The organism is Burkholderia sp. BCC1977, from assembly GCF_905339595.1.
Taxonomy (GTDB): domain Bacteria; phylum Pseudomonadota; class Gammaproteobacteria; order Burkholderiales; family Burkholderiaceae; genus Burkholderia.
Genome location: NZ_CAJPGQ010000016.1, coordinates 23,035 through 44,047, shown reverse-complemented (window position 1 = coordinate 44,047; position 21,013 = coordinate 23,035). Strand labels below are relative to the sequence as shown.

Sequence of the window (21,013 nt, the reverse complement as noted above, 5' to 3'; positions counted from 1 at the left end):
CCGTTAAAACAAGATTGGCTGTCTCGATATGGTGGACAATTGTCACGTAACAAACGCGTCATGTGTGGCGGACGCGCCGATCGGCGCGCCGGCCGCAAGATCACATCAAATCGATCGGATAGGTCTTGTCGAGATTGTCGTGCCATGCGCGAATGGTCTTCGGCACGGCCTTTTTCCACGCCGGCACGTTCGAGTAATAACGCATCCGCACCCTGTCCTGCGCATCGAACACGAGCAGCCCGATCCACAGATCGGTACCCCGGCGCATCACGATCGCGGCGTTCGTCGTCGCGATGCCGCGCACCCAGTACGACGTCACGCCGGCGTTCAGGCCGTCGAGATCCTGCTCGCCCGCGCTGACATTGATCGTGTCGACGAGCGTCTGATAGTCGGCGCCGAGCAGCGTGTGCGCGATCGCGTTCTGCCGTGCGTCGGTCAGTACCTTCAGCGTCACGAGATCCGCCGGCCGATTCGCCTGCGCCTTCGACGCCGTCACGTAGTCGCCCGAGTACACGACGCCCGCACCGGCGCCGCAATCGGCGTCACCGCCCTGCTGCGCGACCTGCACGCGCGCGCCCTTGCGGCTGAAATCGAGCCGGCATCGATCCTGGCGGAACGTGCCGCGGTCGCCGTGCAGTTCGATATCGCCGCTGAGTCCGCCGGTATTTGCGCCGTTGGTGCCGCTCAGTTCGAAATGAAGACGCGGCGCCGTGCCGGTGAACGTCAGCACGCCGCCGGACGACGGGTTGTCGCTGTCGCGATACCACGTCTGCTGCCAGCGATCGGCCGCGAGCGGCGTGCCGTTCAGGCTCGCGAGCCGCTCGCGATAGCGGTCGCCGAGGCACGGCGCGTCGTTGCCGCAGCGGTCGCGCTGCCTGAGCCATTTCAGTTGCGCGGCCTTCAGCGCGGCCGTATCGCCGCCTTTCGCCAGCGCCTTCTTCCACGCCGCCGCCAGTTGGCCGTCGAGGGACGACAATCCGGCGTCCGCGCAGATCGTCTTCTCGGTCGGCGAAGCGGCTTTCGCGCAATCGAAGCCGGCCGCACACGCGGCGATCGGCGAGATCATCAGGATTGCGAATATCATGGCGGATCGCCGGTTCGCGCGCCGCACCTGCCGGCCGCGACGCGCGGCTTGCCCTCGCTCGCCGGTGCGAGCATTCGATCGGATCTTGGTTGTCATGGCCTGGATCGTCGCTGGTTCGCGGGCCTGTAGAAACGCCATGCCCGCAACGTTCGAGGTAAAAATGCCCGGCGGGGCATGCGGCACTCGCCCCGCCCGCCGAAGCGTAACGCGAACCGACCGCGCCATCCACACCGATCACGCGCACGCTGCCTTTGCCTTGCCTGTCCGCGCCGTGATGGCGACGCTCGCGAACGCCAGCAGTGCGAGCAGGCGTCAGCCGTCGAATGGCACCCGTTCGTCACTCGTGCTCCGGCCACCGGACGACGAGCGACGCAGCACACCGCGCGCGACGAGTTCCGCGATATCGCGCGGCGCCGTGTGTTGCGAGCACTTCGCGAGGGCGGCCCGCTTGCCGGTCGTCAGCTTCCCTTCGAAACCATCGAGCAAGCGATTCATCACCTTGACCTGACGTTCGTTCATCGCGAGGCCCGCACATCGCTGCCGGAGCGCGCCTTGATCAGAACCGCATCGAGCGTCGTGTGCGCGTGATCGACGGCCCGGCCCAGTGCCTCCAGAAACCACGCGAGCCATGCCGTGACGTCCAGCGAACCGCGCTGCGTGCGCGCCAGCACGTCGCAATACGCAGTGCGCTCGCGCTGGATTTGCGCAGACAGGCTATGGAAGCGCTGCGGGCTCCGATCCGCGCGCGCTTACCGCACGACTCGACAATCTCCGCACATTCTGCGGAGATTAGGCTTCGATTCACCGCCTGCCCGCTCCACTACCGCCGCATGCCCGCGCCGCCGTTCGCCGCCGGCACCGCCGTCCCCAGCCGCTCCGCCAGAAACGCGATGAACGTCCGCAGCGTGACGAACCCTTCCCGGTGCTGCGGAAACACCGCGTTCAGCGTGATCGGCGACGGCGCATACGCGTCGAGCACTTGCACGAGCGCGCCGCTGTCGAGCGCCGCCCCGACGATGAAATGCGGCAGCAGCGCGATGCCGAGCCCCGCGATCGCCGCGTCGCGCACGACTTCGCCGTTGTTCGCGACGAGCGGGCCCTGCACGTCGAACGTGCGCGCCGCGCCGTCGATCCGGAATTCCCAGCCGACGCGCCGCTCGCGACCGTACATCAGGCACGTATGGCCAGCGAGGTCGGCCGGTGTCGCGGGCGTGCCCTGCCGTTTCAGGTAGGCGGGGCTCGCGCACGCGATCATCTTCCACGCGCCGAGCGGGCGCGCGATCAGCGTCGAATCCTCGAGCGCGCCGATCCGCAGCACGAGGTCGAAGCCCTCGCCGATCAGGTCGACGCGCCGGTCGGTCAGGTCGAGGTTCAGCCGCACGGCCGGATGCGCGGACAGGAATTCCGCGATCAACGGCGACACGTGCGTGATCCCGAACGACAGCGGCGCGCTGATCTTCAGCGAGCCGTGCAGCTCGGTGCTGCGCACCGACATCGCCTGCTCGGCATCGGCGACCTCGGCGAGGATCCGCTGCGCGCGCGCATAGAACTCCTGCCCCGATTCCGTGACCGCGAGATTGCGCGTGTTGCGATGCAGCAAACGCACGCCGAGCGACGCCTCGAGCGCCATCGTGCGCCGGCTCACGAACTGCTTGGACAGCATCAGCTGGTCGGCCGCCGCCGTGAAGCTGCCCGCATCGACGGTCGCGACGAAGATCTTCAGGTCGTTGAGTTCCATATTGTCCACTCCATAGCGACAGTCATTATCTCTACGGCCATTTATTTGTCAAATAGATTGACCTAAGATTCATCTCAACGAACGGCCGGGCCCACTTCCGAGGTCCGGCGACATCCAGGACAACATCATGATCGAGACTCGTGCAGCAAACCAACGTGGCCGTGCCGAGCATGGCTGGCTCAGCTCCCGTCACACGTTTTCTTTCGCGAATTACTACGATCCGAAGCAAGTCGGCTTCTCCGACCTGCTGGTGATCAACGACGACCGCGTCGCGCCGGGCCGCGGCTTCGGCACGCACCCGCACCGCGACATGGAAATCCTGTCGTACGTGCTCGACGGTGCGCTGGAGCACAAGGATTCGATGGGCACCGGGTCGGTGATCGTGCCGGGCGACGTCCAGTTGATGAGCGCGGGCACCGGCGTGCGTCACAGCGAGTTCAACCACTCGCACGAGACGCCCGTCCACTTCCTGCAGATCTGGGTCGGGCCGTCCGAGAAGGGTGCCGAGCCGCGCTATCAGCAGACGAATATCGCGGCAGCCGACAAGCGCGGCAAGCTCACGCCGATCGTGTCGCCCGACGGTAACGGCGGTTCGCTGACGATCCGCCAGGACACGCGGATCTACGCGGGCCTGTTCGACGGCGACGAGCGCGCCACGCTCGAACTGGCACCGGACCGCTTCGCCTACGTGCATGTCGCACGCGGCAGCGTGACGGTCAACGGCGTGACGCTCGGCGAAGGCGACGGCGCACGCATCCGCGGCGAACAGGCACTGACGTTCGCCGACGGCAAGGATGCCGAAGTGCTGGTATTCGACCTGCGTCCGGTCGAAGTGACGGCCGAGTGGGCATGACGCCCGTTCGGAACATCAGGCCCCGCTGAAGGCGGGGCCTTCTTAATCGGAGATTCGCAAGATGGCCAAGGTACTCGTTCTTTACTACTCGTCCTACGGGCACGTCGAAACGATGGCGCAGCACGTCGCGGAAGGCGCGCAATCGGTGCCCGGCGTCGAGGTCACGCTCAAGCGCGTGCCGGAAACCATTCCCGTCGACCAGGCGAAGGCGATCGGCGTCAAGGTCGACCAGGCCGCACCCGTCGCCACCGTGGACGAACTCGCGGGCTACGACGCGATCATCTTCGGCACGCCGACCCGCTTCGGCAACATGGCCGGCCAGATGCGCACGTTCCTCGACCAGACCGGCGGCCTGTGGATGAAGGGCTCGCTCGTCGGCAAGATCGGCAGCGTGTTCGCGTCGACCGGCACGCAGCACGGCGGCCAGGAAACGACCATCACGTCGTTCCACACGACGCTGCTGCACCACGGGATGGTGATCGTGGGCGTGCCCTACGCCTGCAGCGGGCTCGTCAACATGAACGAAATCACGGGCGGCACGCCGTACGGCGCGACCACGCTCGCGGGCGCGGACGGCAGCCGTCAGCCGAGCGCGAACGAACTCGACATCGCGCGCTACCAGGGCAAGCACGTCGCGGAACTCGCCGCGAAGCTCGCGTCGTAACGCGGGTACCGCCCGTCCCGGCAAGCCCGGGACCGCGGCGCGTGCCGCGTGCGCGGCATGCACCAGAACGAACGGCGCCGGTCGACCCGGCGCCGTTTTTCATCGCGCAAACGCCGGGCGTTACTGGCCCGATGCCGGCGCGGCGGGCGCGGCGGGTGCGGCCGGCGCAGGTGCGGGCGCCGCCTTCGTCGCGGGCGCCTTCTCCACCGCGTTCTGCGGATAGTTGCTCTGGTCGTTGGTCAGCCGGTAGCCGGTGCCCGTGCCGATCGCCTTCAGGTCCTTCGCGTGGCGCGCGCGGGCCGCCTTGCGGGCTGCCTTCTTCTGCGCCTTGTCGAGCTGCTTCTGCGTCGGTGCGGACGCCGGATCCTGCGCGTATGCCGCCGGCGCGGCGGTCAACAGCAGACCGAACGACGCCGTTACTGCCACTGCCACCGAAACCACGCGAGACTTCGTCATGGCCGGATCTCCTTGTCGATTGTTGGTTGTGGATCGAACGCCGATACGCACGCGACGGACGTCGGCGTGCGACAACGGCGCCGATGCAACGTTAGCCGATCGCTGCGCAAATGTCCGTGCCGGTTCCTGAATTCTCCCGATAACGGCAACGATACATGCGCGGCGCTCGCCCGCCGGCCGGCGCGGCACGCACGGCCATCAGGGAAACCGATAGCATCGCGCGCCGCCGGGGCCCGGCGCCGTTCAGATCCAGCGCGACAGCACCGGCAGCAGGATCGGCACGACGAAGGCGGTCAGCACGCCGTTCAGCCCCATCCCGAGCCCCGCGAACGCGCCGGCCTCTTCGCTGACCTGGAATGCGCGCGCGGTGCCGATCCCGTGCGACGCGACGCCGAGCGCGAAACCGCGCACGGCCGGCTCCTCGATGCGCAGCGCGTTCAGGATCGCGCGTGCGCACACCGCGCCGAAGATCCCCGTCGAGATCACCAGCACGGCGGTCAGCGACGGAATCCCGCCGATCGCCTGCGCGACGGCCATCGCGATCGGCGTGGTCGCGGATTTCGGCGCGAGCGACGCGATCGTCTGGTGCGATGCGCCGAACAGCGCGGCGATGCCGACCGCCGACACGATCGCGGTCAGCGAGCCCGCCAGCAGCCCGACGAGCAGCGGCACCGCGCTGCGCCGCAGCTTCGACCACTGGCGGTACAGCGGCAGCGCCAGCGCGACGGTCGCCGGGCCGAGCAGGAAATGGACGAACTGCGCGCCCTCGAAATAGGTCGGATACGGCGTGTGCGTGATCGTCAGCAGCACGACGATCAGCGCGACCGCGATCAGCACCGGGTTCGCGAGCGGATTGAAGCGCGCGCGTGCATACACGGCCTGTGCGATCAGGTACGCGATCAGCGTGATCGTCAGGCCGAGCAGCGGGGTCGCGGCGAGGTAGACCCAGATCGCGCCGAGTTTCGGAAAGGCCGTCATTGCGTGCCCTCCGCCGCGCCGTCCGCGCGCCGCTGGCGCCGCAGCAATGCGCGCGTGACGAGCGCCGTCACGGCGATCGCGAGCGACGTGCTCACCGCCAGCGCGACGACGACCGCGAGCGCATCGCCGCGCACGCGGTCGGCCGACACCATGATGCCGACACCGGCCGGCACGAACAGCAGCGACAGATGACGCAGCAGTTCGAGCGCGGTCGGCTCGATCGCGTCGGCCACCCGCGGGCGCAACATCACGAAGCCGAACAGCAGCAGCATGCCGATCACGGGGCCCGGCACCGGCAGCCCGAACAGATAGGACATCCCTTCCCCGAGACACTGGAAGGTCAGCAAGACCGCGAACGCCTGCAACATGAACCGCTTCTCCCGAACGTGGCCGTCGACCGTGCAGCCGCGCGGCCGATGGGCCGGCGGCATGCGACGCCGGCGTGGACGATACGCGCGATCGTACCAACAATGGATGCGGGGCGGGCTGCGGGCGCGGCGCGCGACCGCCGGCAACCGCCAAGCAACCGAATCGAATCGATGCGAAACTTGCCGCCGAACGACGCGAAAACGGCGCCATCCCCGCTCGTTAGGATGCGCTGGCGGATCGACCCGCGCGGCCGCCGCGGATAGGCGCCGTGTGCACTCACACCGATCGCGTCATGGATTCGTTCACAACGAACGCGCGCCGCACGGCACGCATGAAGCACGCACGACCGGCCGGACCGCCGGCCCGTGCGGCATCAAGGAGAAGGTTCAATGTTTTCGTGGTTTGAACGGCGTTTGCCGACATTCCCGCTCGAAGATCCCGTCACGCCGCCGAAAGGGTTCTTCTCGTTCGTCTGGGCGTGCACGAAGGGCGCGCGCAGCTGGATCCTGCTGATCGCGCTGACCTCGGCCGCGCTCGCCGCCTACGAGGCCGCGCTGTTCGCGATGATGGGGCGCGTGGTCGACTGGCTGTCGTCGGCGACACCGGCCGACTTCGGCGGCCGCCACTTCGGCACGCTCGCCGGCTTCGCGGCGATCCTCGCGGGCAGCGCGCTGCTGATCGCGCTGCATACGATGGTCAAGCACCAGGTGCTCGCGATCAACTTCCCGATGCGGCTACGCTGGCTGTTTCACCGGCTGATGCTCGACCAGAGCCTGTCGTTCTACGCGAACGAATTCGCCGGCCGCGTGACGACCAAGATCATGCAGACCGCGCTCGCGGTGCGCGATGCGCTGTTCATGTCGGTCGACGTCGTGATCGGTGTCGCCGCGTACCTGATCGGCATTCTCGCGCTCGCGGCGAGCTTCGACTGGCGGCTGATGATTCCGCTCGTGCTGTGGGCGCTCGGCTACGGCGCGGCCTGCGCGTTCTTCGTGCCGCGCCTGGGTCACGTCGGCAGCCAGCAGGCGGACGCGCGTGCGCTGATGACGGGCCGCATCACCGACGCCTATTCGAACATCACGACCGTGAAGCTGTTCTCGCACACGCGCCGGGAAGCCGACCACGCGCGGCGTGCGATGGAGGCGTTCAAGGTCACCGGCGATGCGCAGATGCGGCTCGTCAGCGCATTCGAGATCGTCAACCACCTGCTGTCGACGCTGCTGCTGGTCGGCTCGGCCGGCCTCGCGCTCTACCTGTGGATGCACGGCGAAGCGAGCGCGGGCGTGGTCGCGGCCGTGATCGCGATGGCGCTGCGCCTGTCGAGCTATTCGCACTGGATCATGTGGGAGATGACCGAGCTGTTCGAGAACGTCGGCACGATCCAGGACGGCATCAACACGCTGACGAAGGTGCGCAGCGTGGTCGACGCGCCGGACGCAAGGCCGCTCGCGGTGCAGCGCGGCGGGATCGTGTTCGACAACGTGCAGTTTGCGCACGAGGACAACGACCGGCCCGTGTTCGACGGCCTGAACCTCACGATCCGGCCGGGCGAACGGATCGGCCTGATCGGCCGCTCGGGCGCCGGCAAGTCGACGCTCGTGAACCTGCTGCTGCGCTTCTACGACGTGGGCGGCGGCGCGATCCGGATCGACGGTCAGGACATCGCGCACGTGACGCAGGACAGCCTGCGCGCGGCGATCGGAATGGTCACGCAGGATACGTCGCTGCTGCACCGGACGATGCGCGAGAACCTCCTGTACGGCCGCCCCGACGCGACCGAGCGCGACATGCACGACGCGGCCGTGCGCGCGGAGGCGTCCGACTTCATCGACCGGCTGCGCGACCGGCACGGGCGCAGCGGCTACGACGTCGAGGTCGGCGAGCGCGGCGTGAAGCTGTCGGGCGGCCAGCGGCAGCGCGTCGCGATCGCGCGCGTGATGCTCAAGGACGCGCCGATCCTCGTGCTCGACGAAGCGACCAGCGCGCTCGACTCCGAAGTCGAGGTCGCGATCCAGCGCAGCCTCGACGGCCTGATGCGCGGCAAGACGGTGATCGCGATCGCGCACCGGCTGTCGACGATCGCGGCGATGGACCGGCTGATCGTGCTCGACGAAGGACGCATCGTCGAGGAAGGCACGCACCTGCAGCTGCTGCAGGCAGGCGGCATCTATGCGGCGCTGTGGGCGCACCAGAGCGGCGGGTTCCTCGGCGAGACGGCCGACGCGGAAGGGGCGGCGCAGTAACGCGCGCCGACGCATCGGGCATTCGCCACGCGCGCGGCTGCCCGAAGCCGCGTCTCGTGTCACCGGTTGCGCACGCAACGATACGGCAATGCGCTGCCGCACCTCATAACGATTCGACAATTTATTGGTTCCCTCGACGATGCGCCGTCCGTATCGTTTCCCGACTCGTCAGACCTATCGACCAACGGGGGAATCCAACAATGAAACGAATCCGGTCATTCGCACTGCTCGCCCTTCCGGCCTCGCTCTGCGCCGCCGGCGCGCACGCGCAAAGCAGCGTCACGCTGTACGGCATCGTCGATGCCGGCATCGCGTACGTGCACAACGTGCAGAACGCCAACGGCGGCAATGCGTCGAACCTCGTCAGGTTCAGCAGCGGCAACCTGTCGGGCAGCCGCTGGGGGCTGCGCGGCATCGAGGATCTCGGCAGCGGGCTGTCCGCGCTGTTCCAGCTCGAGAACGGCTTCAACATCGGCACCGGCGCGCTCGGCCAGGGCGGCCGCGAGTTCGGCCGCAAGGCGATCGTCGGCCTCGCGAGCAACACCTACGGCACCGTGACGCTCGGCCGCCAGTACGATCCGGTCGTCGATCTGGTGCAGGGCCTCACCGAGGACAACTACTTCGGCGGCGTGTTCGCGACGCCGGGCGACCTCGACAACTACGACAACAGCCTGCGCGTCAGCAACTCGGTGAAATACACGAGCCCGCTGATCTCCGGCTTCCAGTTCGCCGCGCTGTACGGCTTCGGCGGCGTCGCAGGCGCGACCGGCAGCGGCCGCACCTACAGCTTCGGCCTGAGCTACGCGAACGGACCGCTGTCGCTCGGCGCCGGCTACTTCTTCGCGAACGGCGGCTCGACGGTCGCGAGCGGCGTGCGCACGTGGTCGAGCAGCTCGGACACGCTGTTCAACACCGTGATCAACCAGGGTTTCTCGAGCGCGAAGTCGATCCAGATCGTGCGCGTGGCCGGCCAGTACGTCGCCGGACCGGCGACCTTCGGCCTCGCGTATTCGAACACGCAGTACGGCGCGGACACGCTGTCGGCCTTCACGCAGAACGCGAAGTTCAACAACGGCTCGGCGTTCTTCAACTGGCAGTTCACGCCGGCGCTGCGCGCGGGCGTCGGCTACAACTACACGTCGCTGACGGGCCCGGCCTCCGCGCACTACAACCAGGTGAACCTCGGCGCGGACTACGCGCTGTCGAAGCGCACCGACCTGTATGCGCTGTTCGGCTACCAGAAGGCGAGCGGCAATACGCTGAACGCGAGCGGCGCGATCGTGAAGGCCGCGGCATCGGTCGGCTCGTATGGCGTGAACTCGGGCACCGATACGCAGGAACTCGCGATCGTCGGCATCCGCCACAAGTTCTGACGGCACCCGTCACCTCGCGATGACGCGGCGGACGCGCACTGCGGTGTGCGTCCGCCGCGCCGCGTGCGCAGGTCTAATGCCGATGCATGCCGCCGAACCCGTGCATCCCGCCGACCACCGGCGGACCATGGTGAAAGCCGGTGCCCATCGGCGCGCCGACGCGGCCGCGCATGCCCCCGTCGAAGTGGCCGACGTGACCGAAGTGGTCGAAGTGATGGCGATGATGGAAACGGTCGATGAAGACGAAACTGACGCCCGTGCCGACGAAAACCGCCGGCCCCCAGTACCACGGGTCGGCGTACGGATAGGCGGTGTCCGGATACCACACGATGCTGCCGTCCGTGCCTTGCATCATCTGCCAGGTGCCGTCGCTTTGCCGGCACGCGCGCCCGACGATCTGCTGTTCCGTACCGTCGATTTCCGCCTGCGCGACGACCGCACGGCAACGGGCGCCTTCGTCCGGCGAGTCGTCATACGTTTGCGCCAGCACACACATGGAACAGCCGAGACAGACGACGCCCATCCCGAACCGAAACAACTTGCACATGATCGGCTCCTGCATTGTTGCCCCCGACCACTCGACCCTGGGCGTCACGGACGACGCGCGGATTCGTATAGGGTCACCCGACCATTAGACGATGTAGCGTGCCGGATTATTCCAGGGGTCGGGATGCGAATGCGTGACGCGGGAACCGCCGGCGATCATGCGCGCGGCGACCGCCGGACCATGCAGTAGACGCCCGCCGCGGTCACGCCGAAGACCACATGGGCAACCAGCGTGATCGCGCCGCGCACCGGAACGAACCACGGGAAGAGCGCGGTGAACGCGTGCAGGTTGACGCCGTAGAGCCCGAGCCCGAACGCGCCGCCCGCGAGCAGCGCGGCGCCACGCGACAGGTTGCGGACCATCCTCGCCAGCACGGCCGCATAGGCCAGCGACAACGCGGCATGCACCAGCGTCGCCACGCCCATGATCGTCGGATCGAAGCCCGCGGACGCGCCGAGCACGGACCGCCCCATCACGAGGGCGGCCGTCAGGCGCGCGTCGCGAAGCAGGTTGTGAATCGCGTCGTCGCCGGCGATCGGCCAGAGCAGCAGCTCGACGACGGTCGAGCCGAGCGCCGCGCCGAACGCTGCCCACAGAATCGGGACCGGACCGGTCTGTTTCAATTGCCCTCCGCGGCGGCAGCGCGCCGTGCGGCCTTACAGCGGACGTTCGCAGTCCGTCCAGTACGCGAACGGATCGCGATGCTTCGGGTAGTGCTCGTCGAGCCATTTCAGCAACGTCGCGCGCGCGTTGTCCATATCGGCCTTCGACGACGACGTCGTCAGCTCGTGCACTTCGACGGACTTTTCCCGATCCATCACGTAGCAGTTCCAGTCGGGGCCGTCGAGATCCGGATCGTCGGACGCCTTCGACGACTTGCGCCAGCCGAACCCCTTGCGCGCATCGATGTAGTAGCGCGGATGCACTTTCAGATACGACATCTCGCCGCCCTGCAGGCTGCTTTCCGCGCGCAGCACGTCGCGCTCGTCGACGATCTGCGTGACTTCCGGAAGGCGGCGCGAGCGCCAGCCGGCCGGCAGCGTCGCGCTCGCCCGCACGGCGTCGTACGGGCCCCACGTGAGGCCCCAGGCTTCGGCCATGCGCTTCATGAACGCGTCCGCGCCCGGATAGCCGCGCAACTGGATTCTCGTCGACAGCGTGACTTCGACGCGGCCGTCGGCGCCGGCGGGGTCGCCTGCCGCTTCGAACGGGTTGCCCGGGCGCGACGCGCGCTGCTGCGCGTCCGCGGGCGCCATGCCCGAAAACAGCTGGTCGAGCGCCGCACGCGCTTTCGACGACTTGTCTGGTCTATTCATTCCTCATTCCCTCTGCATTCGAACGGTTCAACACGCTCGATTCTCGTTTATCTGTCGGATCCCGCGGTTTTCCGCGGTCGCATTGTCGACGATCCGGTATCCCGGGTCGAGCGGCAGCGACATCCTCGCCGCCTGCGTCGCGCACCTCGACGCCCCGGCCGCCTATCCCAGCGCCGCCCGCATCCGTGCCATCAGCGCGAGCACCTCCGGACGATTCTCGCCCTTCGCATGCACGAAGTGATACCTGAGCGGCGACTCGACCTCATGCCGGCTCACGCGAACGAGCGCGCTGCGCTTGAGATACGCATCCGCGAGCGGCATCCGCGCCAGCGCCACGCCGAGCCCCGCTTCGGCCGCCGCGAGCACCAGGTTGTAGTCCTCGAAACGGCGGTCCTGTGCGCGCGGCTTGAACGGAATGCCGAGCGCGTCGAACCAGGTACGCCAGCCGGTCACGTCGGAATCGTGCAGGAGCGGCATCTCGAGCAGCGCGGCATCGCCGCTTCGACGGCGCAGCGCGGCCAGTTGCGCGGCGAGCCGCGGATGCGCGACCGGATAAAGCGCCTCCGGCATGAACTCGCGCGTCTCGAGCTGACGCCAGTTGCCGCGTCCGTACCGGATCGACAGATCCGCTTCGCCTGCCGCGATATCCACATTGCGAAGCTCGATGCCGAGCTCGATGCGCAACGCGGGCGCCTCGCTCTCGAGCGCATGCTGGCGCTCGAGCAGCCAGAGCTGCGCGAACGCCGGCACCACGCTCATTCTGACCAGTCGCGGCGTACGCGGCGAGCGCCACTGGTCGGCCGCGCCGTCGATGATCGCGAACGCCTGTTCGATCCGGCCGACGAAGCGCTGGCCGTCCGGCGTCAGCCGCACGCCGCGCGCATGACGTTCGAACAACGCCATGCCCAGCCAGTTTTCGACGGCGGCCACACGCCGGCTGATCGCACCGTGCGTGACACCGGAGACGTCGGCGGCCGCCAGAAACGAACCCTGGCGCGCCACCGTGCAGACAGTCTCCAGGCTCGCAAGCGGCGGCCGCGGGCCGGGTGCCGGCGTGACCGACGACAGCGCGTCCGCCACACGCTGCCGCGTGCGCGCCGAGCCATCGGCCCGGCGTCGCACCGAGCTGTGAGCCATATTCATACCCGCTGGTTGATCTGTGCGCTAGCTTAACATCTCGCCACGCCGCACCATTGCCGCATGAACACGCTCTCTTCCTCCTCGTCGCGCCACGCGCGACTGCCGCTCGTCGCGGCCGGCGCGGTGGCGTTCACGATCGTCTCGTGGGCCTCCGCCTTCCCGTTCATCCGGATCGGCCTGCACGGGCTGGCCCCGCTGCAACTCGCGGCCGCCCGCTTCGCGACCGCGGCCGTGCTCGTGATCGCATGGCTCGCGTGGCGGCGGCCTCGCATGCCGGCCAACGGCGACGCGGTGCGCTTTCTCGTCTGCGGCTTGCTCGGCATCGCACTTTACAACGCGCTGCTCAATACCGGCGAGCAGACCGTGTCGGCCGGCGCGGCGAGCTTCATCGTGAACACGCTGCCGATCTTCACGGCGGTGCTGGCCGCGGTGTTTCTGCGCGAACGCTTCAATCGCTGGGGGTGGCTCGGTTCGCTGGTCAGCCTGGCCGGCATCGCCGTGATCGCGCACGGACAGCCGGGCGGTCTCGTCCTCGGCTCCGGCAGCACGCTGATTCTCGGCGCGGCACTGTGTTCGGCCAGCTATTTCGTGCTGCAGCGGCGGCTGATTCCGGTGTACGGCGCGCTGCCCTGCGCCGCGTATACGCTGCTGGCCGGTGCGCTGCTGCTCACGCCGTGGTTGCCCGGCGCGCTCGCGTCGCTCGGCGGCGGCGCGTCACGCGACACGGCGCTCGCCGTCCTGGTGCTCGGCATCTTTCCCGCCGCGCTGGGTTACGCGACCTGGACTTTCGCCCTCGGCTACTTCGGCGCGGCGCGCGCCGCCAATTTCCTCTACCTGACACCGGCCGTCGCGACGGGGTTGTCGATGGCGCTCACAGGCGAGCGGCCCGGCATCGAGACGGTGTGCGGCGGCCTGCTGGCGATTGTCGGCGTGATATGCGTGGCCTTGCGCGGACGGACGTAGGCATGCGGCCGCGCCGGATGGCAACGCCGGTCCGAACGATCCGGCAGCGGGCCGGCCGAGCCGGCCCCGTCGTCTGCAAATCCGGACGCACACGCTGAACCAGTCCGGCTGCAGCCATTCGTCGACGCGGCCGGACCTGACCGTTAGTTGCAACAAGTGGATGACGACTTCGCCGCGGCAGGGCGATGAAACTGTGCAGACAAATCGACCGAACAGTTCCCGATTGATTGCATCGCACTGTCCATGGTCACCGGGATCGGCCCGGTCGAATAATCGAGGCAATCGACCGCGCAAGACCGCTACCCCGGCGCGACGAACCGCGAAACCCGCCGCGCCATCGCCTCACATTTGCGCAAGGCTGGACAAGTCGGCGAAGCGGTCGCAAACGGGTTCGGATATATTCATACCAATTGCGTGTCGTCAGACGAAAGCGCCCGCTCGCTCGGGCACTGCCCGGCGCCGGTGTCGTTCGTCGCATCGACAACCCGGCGACATGCAAGCCGAACCCGTCACGGGTCGTGAAGACGCGTCCGGCACACCGACCGCCTCACAAGGGCGCGCGGCCGACCGGGCGGCAATAGAAATATCAATCAACGGAGATGGCAGATGGAACGAAGCACTGTCGGCATGCGCTGCAAACCCCTGATCACCGTCGCACTGGCAGCCGCCGCATTTGCGGCCGCGTCGGGCGCGATGGCCGACCAGGTCGTGAAGATCGGCAGCGTCGAACCGACGACGGGCGGCATTTCGCACCTCGGCAAGGACAACGAGAACGGTGCGCGCCTCGCGGTCGAGGAAATCAATGCGAAGGGCCTGACGATCGGCGGCAAGAAGATCACGCTGCAGCTTGATGCGCAGGACGACGCGGCCGACCCGCGCCAGGCCACACAGGTCGCGCAGAAGCTCGTCGACGACAAGGTCGTTGCCGTCATCGGCCACCTGAACTCGGGCACGTCGATCCCGGCCTCGAAGATCTACAGCGACGCGGGCATCGTGCAGATCTCGCCGTCGGCCACCAACCCGACCTACACGCAGCAAGGCTTCAAGACGACCTACCGCGTGGTCGCGACCGACGCGCAGCAAGGCCCGGCACTCGCGAGCTACGCGCAGTCGAAGGGCGTGAAGAGCGTGGCGGTGATCGACGATTCGACCGCGTACGGCCAGGGCCTCGCGAACGAATTCGAGAAGAAGGCGAAGGCACTCGGCCTGAAGGTGCTGTCGCACGACGCGACCAACGACAAGGCGGTCGACTTCCGCGCGATTCTCACGAAGGTCAAGGGCGAGAACCCGGACGCGATCATGTACGGCGGCATGGACGCCACCGGCGGCCCGCTCGCGAAGCAGGCGAAGCAGCTCGGCCTGCGCGCGAAGATCCTGTCCGGCGACGGCGTGTGCACCGACTCGCTGGCCGAGCTGGCCGGCCCGGCGGCCGACAACGTGCTGTGCTCGCAGGCCGGTGCGGCGCTCGAGAAGATGCCGGGCGGCGCGGCGTTCCTCGCCAAGTACCAGAAGCGCTTCAACCAGGGCATCAAGTTCGATGCGCCGTTCGCGTACGACGCGGTCTACATCGCGGTCGACGCGATGAAGCGCGCGAACTCGACGGACCCGGCGAAGATCCTCGCCGCGATGCCGTCGACGAAGTATGAAGGCGTGATCGGCACGACGACGTTCGACGCGAAGGGCGACCTGACGCACGGGATCATCTCGATCTACGGCTACAAGAGCGGCAAGAAGACCTTCCTCGACCAGGTGAAGATGTAACGCCTCGCGACGCCGGCACGACGGGAACGCCACCCGTCGGCGCCGGCGCCGGCGCCGCGCGGCGCCGATTCAAGTTTTGCGGAGATGAAGCGACATGTGTGCAATGGCGTATGCGGAATTTCAACAGGAGTTGAAGAAAGCGCAGTTGACGGCGCGGGAGTTCGCCCGTCTGATCCGGATGAACGAAAGTTCCATCACGAACTATTCGAGCAAGGGCACCGTTCCTTCCCACCTCGCGGTCATCGCGACACTCATCGGCGCGCTCGCCGCGCACGAGATCGATTTCCGGCACGTGATCGGTAAAACGGGCATCGAGCCGAAACGCCCGCGCGGCGTCGGCGCGTTTCCGGCGGCAGGCAAGCCGCGTTCACGGAAGCCCGCGAAAGCCGGTTCCTGAGCCGCGACGTGCGTCGGTAGCAGCACCGCATGTGCCGTTCGATTCCGGCACGCGAACGATACCGCCACACGCCCCGCCCGCCCGTCACCCCGCCGCCCGCACCTGCTCGAGCAGCGCCTGCAGCGGATGACGCACCTGCCGCGCCGACATGCGCTTCACCTGGCTGCGGCACGAATACCCGGTCGCCAGCGCCTCACCCTGCGCATCCGGCGCATCGACATGCGCGGCCCACGATTGCGCATAGATGCTCCGCGACGTCTGCAGGTTGCGCGCCTCGTGCCCGTAGGTCCCCGACATCCCGCAGCACCCGGCCGCCTGAACCGCGAGGCGCAGCCCGCGACGCGCGAACACCTGCGCCCACTGCTTGCCGCTGTCCGGCGCGTTGGTCTTCTCGGTGCAATGCGGCAGCAGCCGGTACGCTGCCGATACGTCGCCCGCGCCGGCCCCGCCTTCCGGCATCGCATCCAGCAACCACTCCTGCGGCAGCGCGACCTTCGGCACCTCGGCGAGCCCCGTCACCTTCAGGTATTCCTGCCGATACGTGAGCGTCATCGCCGGATCGAGGCCGACGAGCGCGACACCCGGGCGCGCGAGCGCGGCCAGTTGCGTCGCGTTGCGGATCGCCGCCTGCTCGAACGCGCGGAGAAAGCCCTGCACGTGCAGCGCCTTGCCGTTCGGCGCGAGCGGCGCCAGCCACACCTGGAAGCCGAGGCGCGCGGCCAGCTCGATCAGCGTCGCCAGTTGCTCGGTGTCGAAATAGCGCGTGAACGTGTCCTGCACGATGACGACGCTGCGCGCGCGCTGCGCATCGCTCAACGCGGCGAGCGCCTGCGGATCGGCCGGCCGCACGTTCCATTGGCGGATCACGGCCGCGAGATCGAAGCGGCTCAGGAGCGGACTGTCGACCATGCCGACGTGCCGCTCGAGCAGCGTGCGCACCCAGCCGGCGCGCATCAGGCCGTTGTACAGCGCGGGCACGCGCGCCATCCACGGCATCGTGAATTCGAGCGAGCCGATCAGGTAGTCGCGCAGCGGCCGCAGGTAGCGCTGGTGATACAGCTCGAGAAAGCGCGAGCGGAACTCGGGCACGTTGACCTTGACCGGGCACTGCCCCGCGCACGACTTGCACGCGAGACAGCCGGCCATCGCGTCGTACACCTCGTGCGAGAAGTCGGCTTCACCGTTGCGCGCGGCACGGCTGTTGCGCCAGCGGGTCACGAGGCCGCTGATGAACGGCTGCCGCGCGCGCGCCGCCGCGACGACGTCGATGCCGGCCTGTCCTTGCAGACGCAACCATTCGCGCATCAGCGACGCGCGCCCCTTCGGCGACTGCACGCGCTCGCGCGTCGCCTTCCACGACGGGCACATCGCATCGTCCGGATCGAAGTTGTAGCACGCGCCGTTGCCGTTGCAGTGCATCGCGGTGCCGTAGCTCTGCCACACGCGCTCGTCGATCTGCCGGTCGTGGTCGCCGCGCGTGGGCACTTCGTCGATCTTCAGCAGCCGCAGCGTGTTGTCCGGCGGCGTCGCGATCTTGCCCGGGTTGAACTGGTTGTGCGGATCGAACGCGGCCTTCAGCTGCTGCAGCGACGGATACAGCTCGCCGAAGAACGCCGGCGCATATTCGGAACGCACGCCCTTGCCGTGTTCGCCCCATAACAGGCCGCCATGCCGCTGCGTGAGCTCGGCCACCGCGTCCGATACCGGCCGCACCAGCGCGGCCTGCTTCGGATCCTTCATGTCGAGCGCCGGGCGCACGTGCAGCACGCCGGCGTCGACGTGGCCGAACATCCCGTACTGCAGCCCGTGGCCGTCGAGCAGCGCGCGGAATTCGGCGATGTACGCGGCCAGGTTCTCGGGCGGCACCGCGGTGTCCTCGACGAACGGCTGCGGGCGCGCCTCGCCCTGCACGTTGCCGAGCAGGCCGACCGCGCGCTTGCGCATCGCGTACACGCGCTTCACCGCGTCGTCGCCGGTCGCGAGCGTGTGGCCCAATCGCTCGACGCTCGTGTCGGTGCGCAGGTGCTCGACGAACGCACGCACGCGCGCATCGACGTCGTCGGCATCGTCGCCGCTGAATTCGATCAGGTTGATGCCCAGCGTCGGACGCGCGTCGTCCTGCGGGAAATACTCGGCCACGCTGCTCCACACGAAATCCTTCATCGCGAGCATCAGCACCTTCGAGTCGACCGTCTCGATCGACAGCGGCTTGCGTTCGAGCAGCGCGCGCGCATCGCGCAGCGCGTCCATGAAGCCGGCGTAGCGCACGTTGACCAGCACCGAATACTTCGGGATCGGCAGCACGTTCAGCTTCGCCTCGACGACGAAGCCGAGCGAGCCCTCCGCGCCGCACAGCACGCTGTTCAGGTTGAAGCGGCCGTCCGGCTCGCGCAGATGCGCGAGATCGTAGCCGGTCAGGCAGCGATTGAGCTTCGGAAACTTCGCGTCGATCAGCGCGGCCTTTTCGTCGCTGATCCGGCGCGCGGTGCGATAGACCTTGCCGACCCGGTCCTGCCGCGCGCAGCGGCGTTCCAGCTCGTCGTCCGCGAGCGCGTCGCTGTGCAACGGCTCGCCGCCCATCAGCACGAAGTCGAGCGCGAGCACGTGGTCGCGCGTCTTGCCGTACGTGCAGCTGCCCTGCCCGCTCGCGTCGGTGTTGATCATCCCGCCGACCGTCGCGCGGTTCGACGTCGACAGCTCCGGCGCGAAAAACAGGCCATGCGGCTTCAGCGCGGCATTGAGCTGGTCCTTGACGACGCCCGCCTGCACGCGCACCCAGCGCTCGTCGGCGTTGATTTCCAGGATCCGGTTCATGTTGCGCGACAGGTCGACGACCACGCCGTCGGTCAGCGACTGCCCGTTGGTGCCGGTGCCGCCGCCGCGCGCCGCCACCGCGACGTCGCGGTGCGCGGGTTCCGCGAGCAGGCGCGCAAGCAGCCGCACGTCGTCCGCATGCGCGGGACAGATCACCGCCTGCGGCAGGCGCTGGTAGATCGAGTTGTCGGTCGCCTGCACGGTCCGGTTCGCATGGTCCGCGTGGATTTCGCCGGCGAATCCGGCCGCCTGGAGGGCGGCGAGAAAGTCGCGGTAACGGCCCTCGGGCGGGCGGGCGGGACGGGGCAACGGAGCGATCGACATGGGATGGAGGCGCGAGGTGGGTGGGGCCGGTGCGCTGGATCGATCAGAAACATGAGTTTTGAGCAAGATTCCACGCAACCCGGAAATCCAGTATCTTGCTAATTAGCGCGAGAAACAAACGAATTCTCCCCCGGCAAAACTTGCATAAAACTCATGAATTACCGTCGCCTGACCCCGTCCATGTCGCTGCTGCTGGTGTTCGAGGCCGCCGCGCGGCACGAAAGCTACACGCGCGCGGCCGACGAGTTGTCGCTGAGCCAGAGCGCGATCAGCCGGCAGGTCCAGACGCTCGAGGATCAGCTCGGCGTGCCGCTGTTCCGGCGTGAGGGCCGCTCCGTGAAGCTGACGGAAGTCGGGCGGCGCTACTTCGTCGAGCTGAGCGGCGCGCTCGGGCGCATCCGCGGCGCGACGCTGCAGGCGATGTCGCACCAGGCCGGCGCCGGCACGCTGCGGCTCGCGACCTTGCCGACCTTCGGCTCGAAATGGCTGCTGCCGCATCTGCACGATTTCTATGCCACGCATCCGGGCGTCACCGTGCACCTGCATTCGCGGATCGGCGGCATCGACTTCCATACCGACGATCTCGACGCGGCCATCACCGTCGGCGCCGGCGACTGGCCCGGCCTGCACGCGCACCGGCTGTACAACGAGTTCCTGATCGCGATCGCGAGCCCCGACGCGGCCGGGCGCCGCAAGGCCGGCCCGCGCGCGCCGGCATGGGCGGCCGGGCAAACGCTCCTGGGCGTGACCAGCAATCAGCACGCGTGGGCCGAATGGTTCTCGCATTTCGGGCTCGATCATCGCGAGATGCGCATCGGCCCCAGTTTCGAGCTGACGTCGCACCTGATCCAGGCCGTGCGGGCCGGGATGGGGATCGGCCTCGTGCCGAAGGTGCTGGTGGAGGACGAGCTGAGCCGCAACGAGCTCGTGTCGATCGGCGACGCGATCACCAGCCAGCGCAGCTACTACCTTGTGTACCCGCCGGAAAACGACACGCTGCCGTCGCTGGCGGCGTTTCGGGAATGGCTGCTGAAATCGTGCTGACGCGCCCGCGGACGGACCGCGCGATCACGCGCGCCATTCGTCGAGAATCTGTTCGGCGAGGTAGTCGCACGGCGGGCGCGCCGATTGTGCGCTGCGCGCCAGCACGACCTCGATCGCGTCCAGCGGCGGCAGCCCTTCGTTCTGCGACAGCTGGACGAGATGCGCGGGAATGCTGCAGCGCGCGAGCGGCGCGATCGCGAGGCCGGCCTCGACCATGCTGAGCAAGCCGAGGAAGCTCGGGCTTTCGTATGACATCCGGAACGGAATCTTCTGCCGGTTCAGCGCCTTGAGCGCGTGATCGCGCGCCATGCTGCCGTGCGTGAAGAGCGCGACCGGCAGCGGCCGCTCTTCCCAGACGTTCCGTTTCGCCGAGCCCGTCCACACGATCGGCTCGCGCCGCACCAGCTCGCCGGTCACGCCCTTGATGCGCGTGAGGCAGGCAAGATCGATGGTGTTGTCCTTCAGCATCGGCACGAGCGCGCTGCTCGGCTGGCCGATCACGCGCACCTCGACACGCGGATGCATCGCGGCGAACTTGCCGAGCACCTGCGGCAGCAGCGACGAGATGTAGTCGTCGGGCACGCCGATCGTCACGCGGCCGCGGATCTCCGGCCGCACGACCGACGCCCACGCCTCGTCGCGCATCGCCAGCATCCGGCGGCCGTATTCGGCGAGCATGCGGCCGTCGCCGGTGGCCGTGACGTTGCGCGTGTCGCGGATGAACAGCGGCTTGCCGAGCGCGTCCTCCAGCGCCTTGATCTGCATGCTCACCGCCGACGGCGACCGATGCACCGCTTGCGCGCCCTGCGCGAACGAGCCGGACTCCGTCACGGCCACCACCATCGCCAGCACATCGAGATCGAGCTTTTTCATGTCATTCAGAAAATCTGATCAATCGATTCAGTTTATCCCGTTTTACTGTCTGCCTCCAGGGTCGGACAATGCATGT

Annotated in this window: 19 protein-coding genes and 1 pseudogene; 8 read left to right on the top strand and 12 right to left on the bottom strand. The window is 68.0% G+C overall.

The features are described 5' to 3' along the window. Positions 1-100 precede the first annotated feature (100 nt). The 3 genes and pseudogenes from U5771_RS15620 to U5771_RS15610 form a co-directional block, all read right to left on the bottom strand. Positions 101-1,084 carry a lysozyme inhibitor LprI family protein gene (locus U5771_RS15620; RefSeq protein WP_322024807.1) on the bottom strand — a complete coding sequence of 328 codons (984 nt, stop codon included), beginning with the start codon at positions 1,082-1,084 and terminating at the stop codon, positions 101-103. A gap of 312 nt (positions 1,085-1,396) precedes the next feature. Continuing rightward, positions 1,397-1,833, bottom strand: a pseudogene (locus U5771_RS15615) (DUF4172 domain-containing protein); the annotation flags it as partial. A 71-nt stretch (positions 1,834-1,904) separates the two neighbouring features. Then, positions 1,905-2,822, bottom strand: coding sequence for a LysR family transcriptional regulator (locus tag U5771_RS15610; RefSeq protein ID WP_322024806.1), 918 nt, complete (start codon positions 2,820-2,822; stop codon positions 1,905-1,907). Positions 2,823-2,949: 127 nt separating this feature from the next. Between U5771_RS15610 and U5771_RS15605 the strand changes: the two genes are divergently transcribed. Together U5771_RS15605 and wrbA are read left to right on the top strand one after the other, a co-directional pair. Beyond that, positions 2,950-3,675 carry a pirin family protein gene (locus U5771_RS15605; RefSeq protein ID WP_322024805.1) on the top strand — a complete coding sequence of 242 codons (726 nt, stop codon included), beginning with the start codon at positions 2,950-2,952 and terminating at the stop codon, positions 3,673-3,675. Positions 3,676-3,736: 61 nt separating this feature from the next. Continuing rightward, positions 3,737-4,339, top strand: coding sequence for an NAD(P)H:quinone oxidoreductase (gene wrbA / locus U5771_RS15600; protein WP_322024804.1), 603 nt, complete (start codon positions 3,737-3,739; stop codon positions 4,337-4,339). A 120-nt stretch (positions 4,340-4,459) separates the two neighbouring features. On the opposite strand, the gene U5771_RS15595 is transcribed toward wrbA, so the two are convergent. From U5771_RS15595 to U5771_RS15585, 3 genes are all read right to left on the bottom strand, one after another. Next, positions 4,460-4,795 (bottom strand): hypothetical protein, encoded by a 336-nt coding sequence (locus U5771_RS15595; protein ID WP_063553081.1) that lies wholly within the window; start codon positions 4,793-4,795, stop codon positions 4,460-4,462. 243 nt (positions 4,796-5,038) lie between these two features. Then, on the bottom strand, positions 5,039-5,773 hold the full coding sequence (locus tag U5771_RS15590; RefSeq protein ID WP_322024803.1) for an LrgB family protein: 735 nt from the start codon (positions 5,771-5,773) through the stop codon (positions 5,039-5,041). Next, complete coding sequence (locus U5771_RS15585) at positions 5,770-6,141, bottom strand: CidA/LrgA family protein (protein ID WP_322024802.1); 372 nt, start codon at positions 6,139-6,141, stop codon at positions 5,770-5,772. The genes U5771_RS15590 and U5771_RS15585 overlap by 4 nt, the downstream gene beginning before the upstream one ends. Positions 6,142-6,531: 390 nt before the next feature. On the opposite strand from U5771_RS15585, the gene U5771_RS15580 reads away from it, so the two are divergent. Together U5771_RS15580 and U5771_RS15575 are read left to right on the top strand one after the other, a co-directional pair. After that, complete coding sequence (locus tag U5771_RS15580; protein WP_322024801.1) at positions 6,532-8,385, top strand: ABC transporter ATP-binding protein; 1,854 nt, start codon at positions 6,532-6,534, stop codon at positions 8,383-8,385. 200 nt (positions 8,386-8,585) lie between these two features. Further along, positions 8,586-9,758 (top strand): porin, encoded by a 1,173-nt coding sequence (locus U5771_RS15575; protein ID WP_322024800.1) that lies wholly within the window; start codon positions 8,586-8,588, stop codon positions 9,756-9,758. Positions 9,759-9,831: 73 nt separating this feature from the next. On the opposite strand, the gene U5771_RS15570 is transcribed toward U5771_RS15575, so the two are convergent. The 4 genes from U5771_RS15570 to U5771_RS15555 all read right to left on the bottom strand — a co-directional run bounded on the left by U5771_RS15570 (position 9,832) and on the right by U5771_RS15555 (position 12,764). Beyond that, the gene (locus U5771_RS15570) at positions 9,832-10,305 is read right to left on the bottom strand and encodes a hypothetical protein (protein WP_322024799.1); all 474 of its coding nucleotides are present in this window, start codon (positions 10,303-10,305) and stop codon (positions 9,832-9,834) included. 155 nt (positions 10,306-10,460) lie between these two features. Next, entirely contained in the window at positions 10,461-10,928 is a 468-nt protein-coding gene (locus U5771_RS15565; RefSeq protein ID WP_322024798.1) for a sodium:proline symporter, read from the bottom strand. A 33-nt stretch (positions 10,929-10,961) separates the two neighbouring features. Then, complete coding sequence (locus tag U5771_RS15560; protein WP_322024797.1) at positions 10,962-11,621, bottom strand: nitroreductase; 660 nt, start codon at positions 11,619-11,621, stop codon at positions 10,962-10,964. A gap of 162 nt (positions 11,622-11,783) precedes the next feature. Continuing rightward, positions 11,784-12,764: a LysR substrate-binding domain-containing protein gene (locus tag U5771_RS15555; RefSeq protein WP_322024796.1), complete on the bottom strand. Its 981-nt coding sequence runs from the start codon at positions 12,762-12,764 to the stop codon at positions 11,784-11,786. 57 nt (positions 12,765-12,821) lie between these two features. Between U5771_RS15555 and U5771_RS15550 the strand changes: the two genes are divergently transcribed. From U5771_RS15550 to U5771_RS15540, 3 genes are all read left to right on the top strand, one after another. Further along, positions 12,822-13,724, top strand: a complete 903-nt coding sequence (locus tag U5771_RS15550) for a DMT family transporter (RefSeq protein ID WP_322024795.1) — start codon at positions 12,822-12,824, stop codon at positions 13,722-13,724. Between the two features lie 606 nt (positions 13,725-14,330). Then, positions 14,331-15,485: a branched-chain amino acid ABC transporter substrate-binding protein gene (locus U5771_RS15545; protein ID WP_322024794.1), complete on the top strand. Its 1,155-nt coding sequence runs from the start codon at positions 14,331-14,333 to the stop codon at positions 15,483-15,485. 94 nt (positions 15,486-15,579) lie between these two features. After that, positions 15,580-15,882: an XRE family transcriptional regulator gene (locus tag U5771_RS15540; protein ID WP_322024793.1), complete on the top strand. Its 303-nt coding sequence runs from the start codon at positions 15,580-15,582 to the stop codon at positions 15,880-15,882. Positions 15,883-15,966: 84 nt separating this feature from the next. On the opposite strand, the gene U5771_RS15535 is transcribed toward U5771_RS15540, so the two are convergent. Then, positions 15,967-19,020, bottom strand: coding sequence for an FAD-binding and (Fe-S)-binding domain-containing protein (locus U5771_RS15535; protein WP_322024792.1), 3,054 nt, complete (start codon positions 19,018-19,020; stop codon positions 15,967-15,969). A gap of 153 nt (positions 19,021-19,173) precedes the next feature. Here U5771_RS15535 and U5771_RS15530 point away from each other — a divergent pair, with 153 nt between their 5' ends. After that, complete coding sequence (locus tag U5771_RS15530; protein WP_322024791.1) at positions 19,174-20,064, top strand: LysR substrate-binding domain-containing protein; 891 nt, start codon at positions 19,174-19,176, stop codon at positions 20,062-20,064. 24 nt (positions 20,065-20,088) lie between these two features. Here the strand turns inward: U5771_RS15530 and U5771_RS15525 are convergent, their stop codons facing one another. Next, complete coding sequence (locus U5771_RS15525; RefSeq protein WP_322024790.1) at positions 20,089-20,937, bottom strand: LysR substrate-binding domain-containing protein; 849 nt, start codon at positions 20,935-20,937, stop codon at positions 20,089-20,091. Between the last annotated feature and the right edge of the window lie 76 nt (positions 20,938-21,013).

Coding starts and splice junctions, on each gene's coding strand:
- U5771_RS15620 (WP_322024807.1), bottom strand. CDS start 1,084: ATGATATTCGCAATCCTGATGATCTCGCCGATCGCCGCGTGTGCGGCC.
- U5771_RS15610 (WP_322024806.1), bottom strand. CDS start 2,822: ATGGAACTCAACGACCTGAAGATCTTCGTCGCGACCGTCGATGCGGGC.
- U5771_RS15605 (WP_322024805.1), top strand. CDS start 2,950: ATGATCGAGACTCGTGCAGCAAACCAACGTGGCCGTGCCGAGCATGGC.
- wrbA (WP_322024804.1), top strand. CDS start 3,737: ATGGCCAAGGTACTCGTTCTTTACTACTCGTCCTACGGGCACGTCGAA.
- U5771_RS15595 (WP_063553081.1), bottom strand. CDS start 4,795: ATGACGAAGTCTCGCGTGGTTTCGGTGGCAGTGGCAGTAACGGCGTCG.
- U5771_RS15590 (WP_322024803.1), bottom strand. CDS start 5,773: ATGACGGCCTTTCCGAAACTCGGCGCGATCTGGGTCTACCTCGCCGCG.
- U5771_RS15585 (WP_322024802.1), bottom strand. CDS start 6,141: ATGTTGCAGGCGTTCGCGGTCTTGCTGACCTTCCAGTGTCTCGGGGAA.
- U5771_RS15580 (WP_322024801.1), top strand. CDS start 6,532: ATGTTTTCGTGGTTTGAACGGCGTTTGCCGACATTCCCGCTCGAAGAT.
- U5771_RS15575 (WP_322024800.1), top strand. CDS start 8,586: ATGAAACGAATCCGGTCATTCGCACTGCTCGCCCTTCCGGCCTCGCTC.
- U5771_RS15570 (WP_322024799.1), bottom strand. CDS start 10,305: ATGTGCAAGTTGTTTCGGTTCGGGATGGGCGTCGTCTGTCTCGGCTGT.
- U5771_RS15560 (WP_322024797.1), bottom strand. CDS start 11,621: ATGAATAGACCAGACAAGTCGTCGAAAGCGCGTGCGGCGCTCGACCAG.
- U5771_RS15555 (WP_322024796.1), bottom strand. CDS start 12,764: ATGAATATGGCTCACAGCTCGGTGCGACGCCGGGCCGATGGCTCGGCG.
- U5771_RS15550 (WP_322024795.1), top strand. CDS start 12,822: ATGAACACGCTCTCTTCCTCCTCGTCGCGCCACGCGCGACTGCCGCTC.
- U5771_RS15545 (WP_322024794.1), top strand. CDS start 14,331: ATGGAACGAAGCACTGTCGGCATGCGCTGCAAACCCCTGATCACCGTC.
- U5771_RS15540 (WP_322024793.1), top strand. CDS start 15,580: ATGTGTGCAATGGCGTATGCGGAATTTCAACAGGAGTTGAAGAAAGCG.
- U5771_RS15535 (WP_322024792.1), bottom strand. CDS start 19,020: ATGTCGATCGCTCCGTTGCCCCGTCCCGCCCGCCCGCCCGAGGGCCGT.
- U5771_RS15530 (WP_322024791.1), top strand. CDS start 19,174: ATGAATTACCGTCGCCTGACCCCGTCCATGTCGCTGCTGCTGGTGTTC.
- U5771_RS15525 (WP_322024790.1), bottom strand. CDS start 20,937: ATGAAAAAGCTCGATCTCGATGTGCTGGCGATGGTGGTGGCCGTGACG.